At 46.1% G+C, this 16,737-nt stretch carries 16 protein-coding genes; 11 read left to right on the forward strand and 5 right to left on the reverse strand.

Annotated features, from left to right (window positions below; all coding sequences use genetic code 11):
- The first annotated feature begins 7 nt into the window (after nt 1–7).
- From MHI01_RS01300 to MHI01_RS01345, 10 genes are all read left to right on the forward strand, one after another.
- Entirely contained in the window at nt 8–601 is a 594-nt protein-coding gene (locus tag MHI01_RS01300; protein ID WP_340982317.1) for a C39 family peptidase, read from the forward strand.
- 316 nt (nt 602–917) lie between these two features.
- Nucleotides 918–2,030 (forward strand): collagen-like protein, encoded by a 1,113-nt coding sequence (locus MHI01_RS01305; RefSeq protein WP_076328566.1) that lies wholly within the window; start codon nt 918–920, stop codon nt 2,028–2,030.
- A gap of 252 nt (nt 2,031–2,282) precedes the next feature.
- Nucleotides 2,283–2,852, forward strand: a complete 570-nt coding sequence (locus MHI01_RS01310; protein ID WP_315371706.1) for a hypothetical protein — start codon at nt 2,283–2,285, stop codon at nt 2,850–2,852.
- Nucleotides 2,853–3,062: 210 nt separating this feature from the next.
- Entirely contained in the window at nt 3,063–3,455 is a 393-nt protein-coding gene (locus tag MHI01_RS01315; RefSeq protein WP_017688132.1) for a DUF2500 domain-containing protein, read from the forward strand.
- Nucleotides 3,456–3,601: 146 nt separating this feature from the next.
- Nucleotides 3,602–4,351 (forward strand): glucose 1-dehydrogenase, encoded by a 750-nt coding sequence (locus MHI01_RS01320; protein WP_340982318.1) that lies wholly within the window; start codon nt 3,602–3,604, stop codon nt 4,349–4,351.
- Between the two features lie 204 nt (nt 4,352–4,555).
- A complete protein-coding gene (locus MHI01_RS01325; protein WP_340982319.1) occupies nt 4,556–6,241 on the forward strand; it encodes a hypothetical protein in 1,686 nt (561 codons plus the stop codon).
- Between the two features lie 160 nt (nt 6,242–6,401).
- Complete coding sequence (locus MHI01_RS01330; protein ID WP_076217086.1) at nt 6,402–6,824, forward strand: cell wall hydrolase; 423 nt, start codon at nt 6,402–6,404, stop codon at nt 6,822–6,824.
- A 75-nt stretch (nt 6,825–6,899) separates the two neighbouring features.
- Nucleotides 6,900–7,358 (forward strand): spore coat protein GerQ, encoded by a 459-nt coding sequence (gerQ, locus tag MHI01_RS01335; protein WP_036673979.1) that lies wholly within the window; start codon nt 6,900–6,902, stop codon nt 7,356–7,358.
- A 233-nt stretch (nt 7,359–7,591) separates the two neighbouring features.
- A complete protein-coding gene (locus tag MHI01_RS01340) occupies nt 7,592–9,175 on the forward strand; it encodes a sigma-70 family RNA polymerase sigma factor (protein ID WP_340982320.1) in 1,584 nt (527 codons plus the stop codon).
- A 371-nt stretch (nt 9,176–9,546) separates the two neighbouring features.
- Nucleotides 9,547–10,863: a hemolysin family protein gene (locus MHI01_RS01345; RefSeq protein ID WP_036613746.1), complete on the forward strand. Its 1,317-nt coding sequence runs from the start codon at nt 9,547–9,549 to the stop codon at nt 10,861–10,863.
- A 70-nt stretch (nt 10,864–10,933) separates the two neighbouring features.
- Here MHI01_RS01345 and MHI01_RS01350 read toward each other — a convergent pair whose 3' ends face one another.
- Complete coding sequence (locus tag MHI01_RS01350; RefSeq protein WP_340982321.1) at nt 10,934–11,584, reverse strand: hypothetical protein; 651 nt, start codon at nt 11,582–11,584, stop codon at nt 10,934–10,936.
- A 241-nt stretch (nt 11,585–11,825) separates the two neighbouring features.
- Here MHI01_RS01350 and MHI01_RS01355 point away from each other — a divergent pair, with 241 nt between their 5' ends.
- Nucleotides 11,826–12,329: a hypothetical protein gene (locus tag MHI01_RS01355; protein ID WP_340982322.1), complete on the forward strand. Its 504-nt coding sequence runs from the start codon at nt 11,826–11,828 to the stop codon at nt 12,327–12,329.
- Nucleotides 12,330–12,331: 2 nt separating this feature from the next.
- On the opposite strand, the gene MHI01_RS01360 is transcribed toward MHI01_RS01355, so the two are convergent.
- The 4 genes from MHI01_RS01360 to MHI01_RS01375 form a co-directional block, all read right to left on the reverse strand.
- Entirely contained in the window at nt 12,332–13,285 is a 954-nt protein-coding gene (locus tag MHI01_RS01360) for a hypothetical protein (RefSeq protein WP_127550687.1), read from the reverse strand.
- Nucleotides 13,263–13,853 (reverse strand): RNA polymerase sigma factor, encoded by a 591-nt coding sequence (locus tag MHI01_RS01365; protein WP_017688141.1) that lies wholly within the window; start codon nt 13,851–13,853, stop codon nt 13,263–13,265. Before MHI01_RS01365 ends, MHI01_RS01360 begins: the two co-directional genes overlap by 23 nt.
- Before the next feature lie 246 nt (nt 13,854–14,099).
- Nucleotides 14,100–15,332, reverse strand: coding sequence for an aminopeptidase (locus tag MHI01_RS01370; protein ID WP_127550689.1), 1,233 nt, complete (start codon nt 15,330–15,332; stop codon nt 14,100–14,102).
- A 90-nt stretch (nt 15,333–15,422) separates the two neighbouring features.
- Nucleotides 15,423–16,655: an aminopeptidase gene (locus MHI01_RS01375; RefSeq protein WP_036613753.1), complete on the reverse strand. Its 1,233-nt coding sequence runs from the start codon at nt 16,653–16,655 to the stop codon at nt 15,423–15,425.
- Nucleotides 16,656–16,737 lie beyond the last annotated feature (82 nt).

Genomic DNA, 16,737 nt, shown 5'->3' on the forward strand with positions numbered 1-16,737 from the left:
TCACGAATTGTTTCTCAATGTATTATTTTGGTTGATTATTCTCTGGGTGATCTCCCTTTATTTCAGTTTTCCTAAGAAAGATCGCATGTACACAGTCAATGTGCCAAGCACATATTACATTCAATCTTCAAATCGGTTGGATATTCAGAAAAACTACGAATGCGCTGCATTTTCCAGTGCGTTTGTCTTGAGACATTTCGGTTTGGAGTCCAACGGAACAAAGATTTATGAAACCTATCCTCGCAAATTACTGGATGGTACGGTATATCCCAAAGCGGTCGTTGTTTTTTTCAGGAAGCTAGGATATCAGGCAATGTACTTACGTGGTAATGTGAATACGTTAAAGAAACAGATCAGCCAAGGGGTACCTGTTATTTTATTTATTAGAGTACATCCCAAACAACGTTATTTGCATTTTGTTCCCGTCGTTGGTTATGATGAAACGCATTTTTACTTGGCAGAATCGTTAGACCACAAGATTAATTGTGATGAAGAATATTACAATCGAAAAATCAGCATAAGTGAACTCAACATGTTATGGAGGTCGTGGTTACCTTTTTCTCAAAACTCCTATATCGTCGTCCATCCGACGCAGATTTAAGACGGCTCTCTTTCAATGGGCATGATTTATTAGCTTTAAACGAACTAATCGGCATTATTCGGAACGTCTGCGTGGTTAAATCATGAAACTCATGCCCAAATGGCATGAGTTTTTTTGAACAAATATCGCTACGTAAACCAGCTCGCCTCAATTAATGGTTATGAACAATTTAGATCAACCGTATGGGCGGTGTGATATCCATTTTATTGTTTTTTCTGGGAATTAGCTGAGTTTTTAACTAAAATGGTTGTTCGTCCACGCACCTTTTCATCTACATACGTACATTAAACTATGTCTGTAGGGAGGTGTCCGCACTGTGAGTCATTCAGAAGTGAAGAAACGTATGAAGAGAAAAAAGGCAACATTCCATCCGTGTAAAGTTAAAAGAAAAGAACGCCGATTGAAAGTGGTCAAAAAGTTCGTTCGAGTAAAATGTCCGCCTCCAGAAGTGAACATATCTACACCTACTGTTGTTGGACCAACAGGACCACAAGGTATACAAGGCGTACAGGGCGTACAAGGTATTCCAGGTAAACAAGGGGTTGAAGGGCCACCTGGAGCTCAAGGACCAGCGGGGGGGCCACCTGGACCACAAGGGCCTCAGGGACAGCCAGGTCCTGCTGGAGCGATAGGCTCTCAAGGTCCGGTCGGACCTGCTGGACCTATGGGAGCACAGGGGATTCCGGGAGAAGCAGGGGCCGTAGGGCCACAAGGTCCGCAAGGTAATCCAGGTCCTGCCGGAGCAATTGGACCTCAAGGTTTTCCTGGAGCTGTTGGGCCGACGGGGGCGACAGGAGTAGCAGGACCGGCAGGCGCGGTAGGCCCTGCTGGAGCAGTTGGCTCGACAGGACCAGCAGGTACAACAGGAGCGGTAGGCCCTGCCGGAGCAGTGGGCTCGACAGGACCAGCAGGTGCAACGGGAGCAGTAGGCCTGACAGGTGCGACTGGAGTAGCTGGTCCCGCTGGAGCCACAGGAGTTACAGGTGCGACAGGAGCAGCTGGAGGCGTATTGGGGTTCGCTGACTTTTTCGCCCTGATGCCACCTGATAATGCTGCAACGGTTGCTCCAGGTGCAGATGTTAACTTCCCTCAAGATGGTCCAACAAGTGGAACGACGATCTCTCGCACGGGCCCTAGTTCATTCAATCTGGCAGCCATTGGTACGTATTTAGTTATGTTCCAGGGGAGTATGAATGAAGCTGGGCAACTTATATTAACACTCAATGGTGCTGATCTTTCCAATTCAGTAGTGGGACGGGCAACAGGTACAAGTCAGATGCCAGGAATGGCTCTCGTGCAAACAACAGTAATAAATTCAATTCTAACCGTACGAAATCCAGCAGGTAATTCCACTGCATTAACCATGACGCCTCTTGCAGGCGGAACCAGACCTGTATCGGCACATCTTGTGATCACACAAATAGCGTGAATCCGTTAACAGGCTAGCAAACTCTCCTCAACTTTATTAAATATGCATCCACAACGGTAACATGGGTTTGCTTGAACTGAGATAGCAGTGCTTTACCTGAGGCTGTTATCTCAGTTGGAGCGGATAATGGTACAGGAGTAAGTACATATCGGATACCCTTTTTGTTTTTGAGGAATGGTGAAAACGTCACTACTAATTATTTTTTCAGTTGATAATATGATAAAATATTGGAAAAACATCAGAGGTGAGTGCATGAAGAATGGACACTGGAGAAAAATTACATGGGTTGTTGCGGCATTATTATTAATCATGGTCACGGCTTGCAGCAATAGCAAATTCAATCCAAACGAATTTTCAGAACAGGATCTGGCTGTGACGAAGACCGACAGTGAGGATAAGATTACGTATGGAATGAGTCAGGAAGAGACGGAGAAAATCCTCGGTGAGGGAACATCAACCGGTGTGGGTCAATCCTATCAATACAATAACGGAATCACGATTGGTTATAGGGATGCCCAAGTCGTTAGTATCATCTTGAATAAGGACTCGAAAGGGTACTTTAAGACGGCTCGAGGGGCAGAGGCGGGGATGACACATCAAGAGATTCTCGATCTGTATGGCAAGGAACATGTTCTGGTCGAATCTGAACGTAATATCGATTATGCCTATCATATTCAGAAGGAAACATTCCTGGATGAGAAGTCGCTGCAAGCGGAAAAAGATGATCTGGCTATCTATCGTGCATCGTTTATGCTGACAAAAGAGGGACAGGTCAATCAGGTTATATTGTTGGATCATCGATTTGCAACAACCTTTAAGTAAAACATGGTTGCTAGTTAAGCAAGGTATTAGATAATGAAATAGTACTTATTTTTCGTATGAAGCAACCCTTCGGTATTCTGCCGGAGGGTATTTCCCTTCACACCGTTCGATTTCAATCCGGATAACAAGTTCCTTGTTTACGTGCATATACATTACAGGAGACGGGTCAAGACTCCGGCTGTCCTAAGTTGTATGAACGGAGGGAGAGACATGGGCATTGAATCATCCTGGATGTTTGATTTGTTTGGAACCGTCTTTCCGGTTGTATTTGTTCTGATTATAGGTATAGTCCTTCTGTCGATGGGAAAGGAGGTATGGAGGTGGGGACGCAACAACTCGGAGCCGCTATTGACCGTGCCTTCACGTATCACCAGCAGACGGATGAAGATGAGTCAGTCGCAATCTGAACCGGGTAGTACAGCACGAACGTTATACTACGTCACCTTTGAAGTAGAAAGTGGAGATCGGCTCGAATTCAAAGTCAATGGCGAAGAGTATGGTTTGTGTGCTGAGGGGGATGAAGGACGGCTCTCGTTCAAAGGAACGCGTTATGTAGGCTTCGAGCGATATAATCGCGTATATTCTGAACGCCTACGGGGTTAAACTGAGCAGCTTGCGCCAGAATGGCGTGAGCTTTTTTGATTATTTACTGGACAAGCGTTTCTTAATGGGCCTAACGTGTTTTTATATAAGAAGAGGCTTAATGAGATTATGATCAAAAGATCATTACCATAGAGGAGGCAATCAATATGTCATTTACAGATCAGGTCGTTGTTGTAACCGGGGCCGCTCAGGGAATAGGACGAAGTGTGGCTGAGGCTTATGCAGTCGCTGGAGCCAAAGTTGTACTTGCTGACTACAAGGAAGCAGAAGGGGCGGCCGCGGCAGCTTCCATTCGTAATGAAGGCGGAGAAGCCATCTTTGTCCAATGTGATGTTCGGAGCGAGCAGGATATTACGAATCTTTTTCGGACAACCGTGGAAGAATTCAAACAAATTGATGTTTTGGTGAATAATGCAGGACTCGCCAAGTGGAAGTCACCCTATGAGCTGACGCTGGAAGAATGGGACGATGTACTCAATACCAATGTGAGAAGTTCCTTTTTGGCGAGTCGGGAAGCGGCCAAACATATGAAAAGCAATGAACACGGGGGTGCCATTATCAATATGGCTTCCACACGTGCGCTGATGTCTGAGCCGGATACCGAAGCTTATGCAGCATCCAAAGGAGCGATTGTAGCTCTGACGCATGCGCTGGCGGTCTCATTGGGCAAAGACCAAATTCGGGTCAATTGTATCAGTCCGGGATGGATTGAGACAGGTGACGTGGAGAAATTGAAAAAGGAGGATCATGAACAGCATCCCTCCGGTCGTGTGGGTGTTCCTTCAGATATCTCCCGTGCTTGTTTATATTTGTCTGATCCAAGCAATACCTTTGTCACAGGGACCAACCTCGTTATTGATGGAGGCATGACCCGAAAAATGATATATGAGGACTAGAACCGGGATTGAACCGGGCGAGCCCTAAGCTGTCCCAACTTCAGAGTGATAAGCCCAAGTTAAGCACTTGGGCTTATTTGTTTTTAATAACTCGGTTGCTATAATAAATGTGATTTTACAACAGTAGAGGAATGGAGGGAGTATATGTTCGGGAAACAATCCCGGAAGGTATTTTGGCTGTTACTGCTGATCGGAGGGATGATAATGATAGGGAATGAGTCACCTGCTGAAGCAGACGGCGCAGATATACGGGCGGCCTGGGTATGGCAGGCACAGTCTGTTAGCAACGGAGATGAGCTGTTGGCCAATGCAGCTAAACATAAGATAAACAGGCTGTACGTGAATGTAGACATGACGCTATCCAAGGAGGTATACCAGACGTTTATAGCCAAAGCAAGCCGTGCTGGTATTGCGGTTGAAGCGCTGGGAGGCGATCCATCCTGGGCACTCAGTGGCCGTGAAGGTCCCATGCTCAGATTAGCGTCGTGGGTAAGTGATTACAATCAAGTTGCTGAGCCCAACGAGCAATTTGATGCCATACATCTGGATATCAAGCCCTATGTGTTACCAGCCTGGAAAGAAGATGCTAAGCCACTGGTACAATCCTGGGTAGCCAATATGAATCTGTTATTTGAGCAAGTGAGACAGGATGGCGCAGTTGCAGTGAATATTGACCTGCCATTTTGGCTGGATTCCTATACCGTCACAGGAAATAGAGTTTCTGAGGATGCAGATAACGAACCATTGTCACGTTGGTTCATTGAACAAGTGGAGCATGTCACTTTACTCGCTTACCGTGATAACGCGCAAAGGAACAATGGTATCATACGTTTGATTGAACAGGAAATGAACTGGGCCGATGCCAGCAATGTGAGCGTCACGGTTGGGTTGAACACCAAGCCAATGCCTGGCGAGGAGTTCACGTCATTTGCCGGGAAAGGTGCAGCACAACTGGAAAGTGTTATTGAAGAAGTTGCCTCCGCATTCGGCGAGCATAGTTCCTACGCAGGTTCTGCTGTGCATGACATCGTATACTGGGGACAACTGGAACCGTCGGAACTGCCATCACCGGAGATTCCATCCAATCAGCCAGAGATTCGGGGAACGTATATCTGGGAGGCCTCTCAGGTGACGAATGACGGGGGAGAGCACATACTAGCATTTGCTAGAGAGCAGAATATTAACTGGTTGTATGTCCGGTTGGACCTGGATCAACCCTATTCCAGCTATCGCAGTTTTGTGAAACGGGCAAAAGCGCAGGGCATTGAGATCCATGCGATGGGTGGACACCCCATCTGGGGCAAAAAGGAGAATCGTCCACGCATTCAGCGATTGATTGATTATGTGAAAAACTATAATGCTGAATCCGAGCCGGATGAACGATTTGAAGGCATCCATTTGGATATTGAGCCTTACACTTTGCCAGAGTGGGAGAATAGTCGGGACACCTTATTGACCGAATGGGCTGCCAATATTACATTTTTCCAGGAAGAAACAAAGAAGGACAGTGATCTCGAAACAAGCGCAGACCTTGCTGTATGGCTGGATAGCTTCGCGTTACCAGGAAAGGATACATCTGTGGCTGAATTTATGATCCGTACACTCGATCATGTGTCGCTGATGGCTTTCCGTAACAACGCCGAAGGTTCCAATGGGATTGCTACTGTTGTGAGTCAGGAGATGGAGATCGCCGATCGTTTCGGTAAAAGGTTGATGATTTCGGTCGAAATGAAGCAGAACCACGAAGGTCCTCATATTTCTTTTTATGAAAAAGGGGCAGCGGAGATGGAACTTCAGCTTGCCAAGCTTCCGGATCTGCTGGCCGAATATCAGGCTTACCAAGGCAACATTGTTCATGCCTATGATTATTGGATTGAAGCCAAGCCTTAAACAGGCGAGTATTATAAGAAACGAGTTGCTTCGGGACTTCACCTTGGGTGAGGTTCCGGGCTTTTTTTTATGGAAAAAAGATGGAATCGTGTCACCGAATGGGCTCCTGCACAATACGATGTACGGTGATGAACAGCTGAAACAAGGGAGGAAACAGACTATGGCTGTTATTAAAGCCAACTCAGAGGACGTCAAGCTGCTGGCTAGGCTCATGAGGGCAGAGGCTGAAGGTGACGGCGAACAGGGTATGTTGCTTGTGGGCAATGTAAGTGTGAACCGGGTGCTGGTGGATTGTCTGGACTTTAAGGATATTCGCGATATCAATCGTATGGTATTCCAGAATCCAGGAGGCTACGAGTCAACACAGAAGGGGTACTTTTACCAACGCGCAAGACAGTCCGAGATTCGTCTCGCACAACGGGTGATTAATGGAGAGCGCTTCTGGCCTGCCAGCAATTCATTGTGGTTCTTCCGACCTGTGGCCGAGTGTCCGGCAACGTGGTATGACCAGCAAAATACAGGACGTTTCAAAGCGCATTGTTTCTTCAGTCCTTCAGGCGAAGACTGTCCGGAAGTATATTAAATTTTGGGAGGAATCATCATGATTAATCAGCCTTATCAACCAACAACTCAAACACTGGGTCAGCAAGCAAATTCTGTGATGGGTCAACAAGCTAATTCTCAGGTTCAAGGTACGTCTTACAAAATTGGTAACGGAATGCCTGCCATGTCACCAACGCCAGGGATGGTATCACCAAGCTCCACAAGTGTACCGCCACTCGTATCCAGTGGAAGCCCAATGACACCAACAGGTGCAGTGATTACAACAACGGCTCCACAGTTTGAGCAGTCATACATTGAGAATATTTTACGTCTGAACCTTGGTAAATTCGGTACATTCTACATGACATATGAAGGCAACAAAGAATGGAACGCTCGCATATTCCAAGGTATTATTGAAGCAGCGGGCCGTGATCATATTATCATCAGTGACCCGAAGACAGGTAGAAGAATCATGCTGTTGATGGTCAACTTCGACTATGCTACATTTGATGAGCCGTTGTTGTATCAATATCCGGGCGTGGTAGGCAATTACCCGCAAGCTCCAAGCAGATAATCATTTTCACCTCATCATGTTGATTGATAACTGACATGTCACATGTCTAACACATACTGATTTACTTCGCTGTCCTGAATGTGGAGGTAATCCGCAGACAGGACAGCTTTTTACATAAACATATATACGAAGGTTACTACAGGTTTAGAGTTATACGTAACCTTTTGGCGATAACATGGCACTTATACATGAATAGAACAAGCAGCATGCTTATATGAAGGGAGTCCATAGCATTGAATTCATGGATTGAAGGAGCGATGAAGGGCGAAACCGAAGCTTACGCACAACTGATGTCTCAATATCGCGGGATGGCTCTTGCTGTTGCCTACAATCGTTTAGGAGATACATTTTGGGCTGAAGATGTCGTACAGGAAGCATTTACTGAAGCCTTTGGCAATCTGTCCAAGCTGGAAGCTCCTGAGGCTTTTCCCGGGTGGTTCAAGGTGATCGTGGAGAGGCAGTGTTATCGCTGGCTAAGACGCAAGCAACATACCATGATTCCAGTTCAGGAGCTGGAGCATGTATTCCATGAAGAGGATCAGGCGCATAATCCGGAAAAACAAGCGGTGCAAAATGAAATGTATCGTACGCTGCGTGATTCTATTGCAATATTGCCATCATCGATGCGGATTGCTGTTGAACTGTTTTATTTGGAAGGATACTCGCTCAAGGAAATATCGGATTTCCTCGGGGTGAAGGTACCAGCGTTAAAGAAAAGACTGTTCGATGCCCGATCCAAACTTAAGCGCTCTATGCCAGTAAGGGATCTGGTCTCTGTATTCAGTGACTTGTATGAAGGGGGAAAAGGATTGTTACACATTATGAATGGGGATCACGCTGCCAATCGTTTAAGAGAGAGTGGAATTCAGGGAGACATCCTGGTATGGAGAGAGTTGTACACGTTCGGCCCGGTAGCCAAAGAGATGGGAGATACGAAGGAGCGGCAGACTCGGGCATCCGTGTTAGAGCAGCAGTTGGGCATTCCACAGGCGGAATACTTGAAGATTGAGGAACTTGAACGCAAGTTGAACTCGTTTCAACAATACAAGGAAATTGTCTTATGGTTCGAATACGATCTCTATGATCAGACGATGTTATCTTATCTATTGCATTATTTCAGAGAACAAGTACTCCAGAATACGAAACTGAATCTGCTCTGCATTGACTCGTATCCAGAGATCGAGCACTTTAGAGGACTGGGACAGCTTACCTCCACACAGATTGAACGTCTGTCCGGCAGTTGGCATGTGATTGAGAAAAACGAGTTACAAGCCGGTGCGCAGTTCTGGGAAGCCTATACGTCGACTGATTTCCGGCATCATCTGGATTACTTGCAGGCAGACACTTCTGCGCTACCCTTTGCGAAAGCTGCCTTTAAGGCACATTTGTCCCGTCTGCCATCTGTATCGAACGGTCTGGGACTCATTGAGCAGACAACACTGGAGACCATAAGAGCAGGTGTGGAGCATCCGTATCCATTATTTCGTGAGGTAGGGGACAAGCTGCATATTCTTGGGATGGGTGATCTTGAATACTGGGCACATCTGAAGCGGATGACAGAAGGACCTCATGCTCTTCTTCAGATGAGCGGTGCAACCACTTTCCCTAATTTCAAGCAGCATGATGAAAAATTCCGTGACGGAGTCCTGTCGCTAACGGAACTCGGAATTCAGGTGTTGAATGGAGAAGTCGATTGGGCATTGCTGAAGCAGGATGAATTCTGGATCGGTGGATTGCATAACGCAAGCGGGGGACGAGCGAAGTGGCGTTGGAACCCCGCTTCGGAAACCGTAGTGGAGATTGAGTCCACATCGTAATCGGCGGATAGAATCTGAGAAAATAACGTATTACAAAAAGAGAGTATCCAGCCATGCGGAAGTATGAGCTAGGGTGCTCTCTTTGGTTCTGGTAGATCATTGTTTGTGAAATGTTAAAAAAACAGCGTAATCGAGACTTTTGTTAAAGAAAAAAGGCGTTTGTGCCATTTCGTTGTCATAGGACACGGATTGACTGTGTAGTGTAGAATTATATAATAAAAGAAGCATATCTTTGTTATTCGACAGAACAAGGTGGAGGTGGAAGCATTGGGAAGTTGAAATTGCATATGAACGGCAGAATGGCAAATATCCTACATTTTCGAAGGAGGTGGACCTATTTGCCGAAGAATGACGGCGAATAGGATGAAAATTTGAGTGACCCCTTACCGAGTATTTTAAATTTAGTAATCATTGGTTTACTTGTATTAATGAATGGTTTCTTTGTGTCGGCGGAATTCGCGATGGTGAAGGTTCGTGGAAGTCGGATTGAGGCTTTGGTGGAAACAGGCAACAAAAATGCCATCTATGCTTCCAATATCGTACGTAATCTGGATGCATATCTGTCAGCTTGCCAACTAGGTATAACTTTGGCTTCACTGGGACTCGGGTGGCTGGGAGAACCGGCAATTGCACATCTGTTAGAGCCCATGTTTACCGCATTTGGACTGGGACCAGTCTACGTTCATGGAATCTCTATTGCCATTGCATTTGTGATTATTACGATCTTGCACATTGTACTGGGAGAACTTGCTCCCAAAACGATGGCGATTCGAAAGTCTGAGACGATCACGTTGTGGTCTGCGGCTTTGCTAACGTTCTTCTACAAGTTAATGTATCCATTCATATGGGCACTGAACGGTATGGCTAACGGCTTGTTGAGACTATTCCGGATGGCACCAGCTTCGGAGATGGACTCCGCACATAGCGAAGATGAAATACGCATTCTGATGAAAGAAAGCAATAAGAGCGGTTTAATTGATAACACTGAATTAGCACTTGTTGATAATATATTTGATTTTACGGATACAACCGCCCGTGAAATTATGATTCCGCGGACGGAAATGATCTGTCTGAATGCCAATGAGTCCATGCTGGAGAATCTGGAGATTGCCAGTGAGAGTATGCGAACAAGGTATCCGGTATATAACGGAGACAAGGATCATATTATCGGCTTTATTCACATTAAGGATCTGATGCGATCCCAACTTACGGATACCATCTCCGTAATCCGGCCCATCCTGGCTGTGCCAGATACCACGCTAATCAGTGATCTGCTCAAGCGTATGCAGCGTAGCAAGACACAGATTGCGATTCTGATTGATGAATACGGGGGAACATCCGGGCTTGTCACACTTGAAGATATCATGGAAGAGATCGTAGGCGAGATTCAGGATGAATTCGACCATGAGCGTCCTGTCATTGAACAAGTGGATGAGATGGAATACTCTATTGATGGATTGATGCTGATTGAAGAAGTCAGCGAACGATTCGGACTGGAGATGGATCGTGCCGATTACGATACCATCGGGGGCTGGCTGTACTCCAGAGTAGATGCCATTCCACCTGAGGTTGGTCAATCGGTTGAGTATGGGGGGTATGTATTTGTCATTCAAGAGACAGAGCATAAGCGGATTTCCCGAGTAAATGTGATTAAGCTGGAACTGTTGGTTGAAGAAGAAGGCGCGTAGCCGGATCGAAATTGTAACAAATGAAGCTGTATGGTGACGTAATGGTCATCGTACAGCTTTTTTTGCATGCTCATGATTCTTTGGGTGCATGAATGACAATATCGGCGTAACGATTCTCCGTGACCAAGCTATTCTCGATAGAAATTCGCTTATAAGTGACGTAAACATTCTCTCCCGGAGCAAGATCATACTGGATATTCAGCTTTTTTCGAGTGGATTGGGTTGTTATCGGTGTCTTAATGGTGATGATGGCGTACATAGGCGTATCGACAAAAGTAACCTCGTGAGAATTGTAGTCCCCCACCTTAGTGGTGGATAACACGGGATTTTGCTTAAACTGGGTCAGGTGATCATTCACCATGCCAAGTGTTACGGGTAACACATAAAACAGAAGTACCAGAGGCAGAAGGGAGAAAGCAATCCCGAAAACACGTAAAAATTTGACATGGGAAAGGGTCCGTCCGCTCTGCTTGAGGAAAAGAAAAGCAAGGATGGGGGACAGTACAAGTCCCCAGATCATAAAGGGCAATACATAGCGGTCAATCCCCATGCTTATCCAGCTTTCCCGAGCTGTAGCCAAGAAATATATTAAGGTCCCTGTGGCAAGCGCACTCACCAAGATAACAAGCCAACGTTTGAACGAGCCGGAAACTTCGATATGTAGTTGATTCGGATTGGAGCTGTGACGATGCCTTCTGGATTTGAATTGAAATTTACTCAAGTTATACACCTCATTTGCAAATCTTGTTGGTTCATATGGTTTCGTGTATCCATTACCCAATACATACGGGCTGGAATAATTTAGGTTTCAACCATGCTGGAGATGCATGCAAAGATAAAAGACGCTGCCGACAGAAACATCGGAGCGTCTAATTTTTTTTGAAACCTGTCACCCGATCCGTCCGTTTATACCCTTACACAAAATCAAGTATGGAAGCGGAGGATGGATCAATATGCGGAAAATGAAAACAAAGAGTGCAGCATCTATGCTAAAAATAACCCTTGTTGCCTTGTTAATGGTGCCAACAATCCTGGCTATACCTACGTCCGAACCAGCCGTTGCAAGCCCGATGATCAACGTGTCCTCTGGTGCCCTTACACCCCCACCTCCGCCGGAACCATCCATCCATTCGTTTGCTAACACTCGAGAACTTGGACATATCTATCAAGCGGTCGGTGCAGTCACTCCTGGGGGTGGACTATCGGCTATCGTCAATACCAAGACCATGACATATACAGCAATGAAGACACTTTCCGTAGATTATCGACTTGAGCGCTGGACAGGAACAGCATGGGTAACTTTCAAAACGAGTTCCAACAATGCAACGAATACAAACTTATTGAATGCCGCATCGGATTGGACCGTAATGCCAGGATATTATTATCGCGTTACCAGTATTCATACAGCGTATGATGGAAGTGCCACGGAAACAAGCAAACATGTCTCTGGCACCGTGTTATTTTGATCTTATCGACGGGTGCTACCCGGAAACTTCTGCTCTTGAAAATCGTTGGCAATAGCAGTCATTTCTTCTTCCGAAAGGGTGCCAAACAGACTCATATTGTTTGAACCCATCATCCACTGAAAGGAGTTATAAGGTGGGCCGATATACATCAGTGCTTCCGAGCCATCCGCCAGCTTTACGGTGCTCATATCACGAAGCATGGCTCCTTCAATTTTCTCCCCAGGCATGACATAGATATAATCAAACTGGATAATCTCATCTTCTATGCTTTTGCCTTCACTGGTATATTGAACTCTCATTTGGTTGGACTCATAATAATCGTCTGGATTCACAGGGTTTTCAGTATCAAGCACAAGTTCGAATTTGACCTTGTTGAATCGCTCGGGAATGGCCTTGGATAACAGAAAGTCACCCATGAACCCTTCGCGTGCAATCTCTTCCGTAACAAGTACTGGACGAAACTGATGGCTCGATAACTCATACGAAGGTGTATTAAGAGCTTCTTCTTCTTGTACCTTAAGAATGTCGTCCAAGCTGGTTTCTGGTGGTGGAGGCGTTTTGGCTGTTGACGGATCAGCCCCCAGTTGGGTCGTACGATCCTCAATGATAATGGATTTCATGCCATTGCCCCAATCCTTGATGGATTGCACAAAAGGGGATACCGCTTGCGTACCGGACGGCAGGCTGAAAATAACGGCCCCGATAGTTACGGATGCAGCGACTACAACTGAAAGTCGCAAGGTACGTATTCTTTTTTTACGTAAACCGATTCTGTTAATTTCCCTGTTTACCTTCTGCCAGGATTGCCGCATGGATTCGGTATGGGAGGCGGAAGGGGCAGAGACGGCCTGATGGAAAGCTTCATCAAAAGCCAGGTCAAACGCAGCGTCGAAATATTCGTCTTCCAGCTCTGAATCGAATCGCTCCACGTTTTTATCGGACTTGCCTTTGCTCAATGCTTCCACCCCATTCCTTATGTAATTTCTTCTTAATACTGCCACGGGCTCTGAACAAGCGTTGCTTCACAATGTCTTCGGAGGTATCCAGCAGTTCGGCCATCTCTCGGTAGGAGAGACCTTTTTTCCACCGTAACTCCACCAGTACACGATATTCCGGTTTGAGCTGTCTGAGATAATATTCAATGGACTCTTCCATCATCTGCGTTTCTACCATGCTTTCCACGGAAGCTGCGGTCTGATTCATCGTCTCCATATCTATAAAAACACTATCCGTATCCAATTGGTTACGGTTATTTTTATTTTTTCTCAGATAATTAATAGCTGTGTTCCGTGTGACAACCTTGAGCCAGGCTTTCAGTTTGACCTCGTCTTCAAAGATGGGTTTGTTTTTAATGATTTTGATAAAAGCTTCCTGAATAATATCTTCTGCTGCAGCACGTTCCTTGATGATATAAACGATAAGACCATGTACCATATTATAATATTCATAATACACTTCTTCTTGAAGCGCAGAGCCTAAATTATGGAAATCTGAGGCTAGTAATAACTGGAGCCGATTGGCCATGATGTTCTCCTTTCTGGTGAACAGTCCACAAACATTGGTATCATTACATTTTACAACATAATATGGAAACGGTACAATGGGAGGTTGGTCCGGGAAAAACCAGATGAGAGAAGTGTGTATAACATGCATGAAAGTTTGCTGAAAATTAATAAAAGGCCGTCTCGCCAACCATGAATACATGGTTGCAAGACAGCCTTTCGACTATTCAGAGAACATACATTACGGGAGATAACTCTCCGCGATCATTTAGAACGCCCAGTCTCCCTTAAGGAAGATGGCTTCACGTTCGCCGTTTGCCGTGATACCGTAGATGTCCGTCTCGGGAGAGCCCATCATGAAGTCCACATGGGTGATGCTGGTGTTCATGCCACGGGCTGCAAGCTCTTCAGGAGACATCGTTTTGCCACCTTCGATATTAAATGCATAGGAACTGCCAATCGCAAGATGGCACGACGCATTCTCATCATACAATGTAGTGTAATACAGGATGCCACTCTCAGAGATCGGTGAATGGAAGGGAACCAAAGCGACTTCGCCGAGGTAATGAGATCCTTCATCCATGGAAATGAGTCTTTCCAGCGTATCCTGACCTTCTTCAGCATGAAAATCAATGATACGTCCGTTCTCAAATGTGAGCGAAAAATGATCAATGATACTGCCCCCATAGCTGAGTGGTTTGGTGCTGGACACTTTGCCATTAACGCCATGTTTGGCTGGAGCGGTGAATACTTCCTCTGTCGGGATATTCGCGACAAAAGGGGTGCCTTGCTCATTCACGCTACCTGCCTGCGCCCAGATATGACCTTCTGGAAGCTCGACAGTAAGATCCGTCCCTGGGGAGAGGAAATGTAATGCTTGATACTTCTTGTTGTTCAGGGCAACGGCTTTGGTCTCCAGTCGTTCAATATGCTGTTCCCAAGCCGCTACAGGGTCCTCCAGATCGGCTCTCACCGCAGCAAAAATGGCTTCCCACAACTGGCTAACCTGCTCAGCTGCCGGGAGATCCGGGAATACTTTGGCTGCCCAATCGGGCGAAGGACATGCCACACCCGTCCAGCTCATTTTATCCGCCTGTTGATACTGACGGTACTTGGCCATCGCCTGACCATATGTACGCTGATGGGTGGAAATCCGCTCCGGGTCAATACCTTTCATTAGGTCTGGGCTGGATGACAATACGGTTAGGAAGGCTGCATTATTGGCCGCCAGTTCTTCAAGCTCCGCTGCATGCCATTTCGGCGGCTCTTGGAAGGATTCCTCAGGGGCCATCTCAAACCGCAATCGATTGACGGTTTCATCTCCGTATTTTACAATCACCTGCTTGGCTCCAGCTTCATATCCCTTACGTACCAGCAAACGTACGAATTCAGCGGTATCAATCATCGCAGAGATGACAAATACTTGCCCTGGTTGCACATTAGCACCTACTCTTACAGCAAGTTCAGCGTAACGATCCAGTTTTTGTTCAAAACTTAACATATGAGTTCCCTCCAATTGTTGAATTTTTGACCTGTTGACGCAGGAAAAGAGAGGAGTAATCTCCTCTCTCCTAAATCACATCAAACGGGATTAGAATGCCCAGTTTCCTTGCAGGAAGATCGGCTCTTCCGCACCTTCGGAGGTCACACCGTGGATGTTCATTTCTCCGGATCCAATCATGAAGTCTACATGAGTGAGGCTGGAGTTCATACCACGTTCAATCAGCTCTTCTTTGGACATCGTTTTACCACCTTCCAGACAGAAGGCATAGGCATTACCAATCGCCAAATGGTTGGAGGCATTTTCATCAAACAAAGTATTGTAGAACAAAATATTGGTATCGGAAATTGGGGACTGATGTGGAACGAGGGCTACTTCACCCAGATAGTGTGCGCCATCATCTATCTCGATCAGGTTTTTGAGTGCATCGAGACCTTGATCGGCGGTATAGTCAACAATTCGGCCGTTCTCGAATGTTAGTGAGAAACCGTCAATCAGGTTGCCGCCGTAGCTCAGTGGTTTCGTGCTTCGCACTGTACCGTTAACACCCGTTTTCAGCGGAGCCGTGAATACTTCTTCCGTAGGCATATTGGCAATAAAGACATGTCCTTGCTCATTCACACTTCCACCGGATACCCAGATATGGCCTTCTGGAAGTTCAATGGTCAAGTCTGTGCCTGGAGCTGTATAGTGAAGCTTCTTGTATTTTTTGTTGTTCAACAGATCAGCGCGGGAATCCAGGTTTTGCAAATGGGTTTTCCATTCGGCAACAGCATCCTGCTCACCGATCCGTACCGTTTTGAAAATGACATCCCACAGGCGGTCCACTTGTTGCGCTTCCGGCAGATCCGGGAACACTTTAGCTGCCCATTCCGGAGAAGGAACGGCCACGATAGACCAGCTGAATTTGTCAGCCATCTGATAAGAACGATATTTTTCGAGCGCTTTGCCGCGCACTTTTTGGCTAGTAATAATGCGTTCCTGAGCTACACCGTTCAGCAGATCCGGATTTTCAGCGATGACGTGCAGAATAGCGGCACCTTCTTCAACCAGTTCAGTCATTTCAGCTGCAAACCATTTCGGTTCAATGGAGAAAGCTTCATCAGGTGCAAGATCGTAATGTAGACGTGTAACGGTTTCATCACTCCAGTTTACTTTGACCAATTTCGCACCTTTACCGTAAGCTGCTTTGACAATCAGTCGTACAAAATGTGCTGCCGAGATTGGAGCGTTAACCACGAGTGTCTGTCCAGGATGGACATTGACACCGACTTGTACAGCCAGCTCAGCATATTGCTGCAGATTCGTTTCAAAAGTATTCATGCTATTTTTTCCTCCAATGTGATAATAATATCGTAGCTTGTTGGCTATTATAGTCCTCATTACAACTATGTAAGGACTCAGA

Origin of the sequence: Paenibacillus sp. FSL M7-0656 (genome assembly GCF_038003225.1) — a bacterium.
GTDB classification, from domain to species: domain Bacteria; phylum Bacillota; class Bacilli; order Paenibacillales; family Paenibacillaceae; genus Paenibacillus; species Paenibacillus amylolyticus.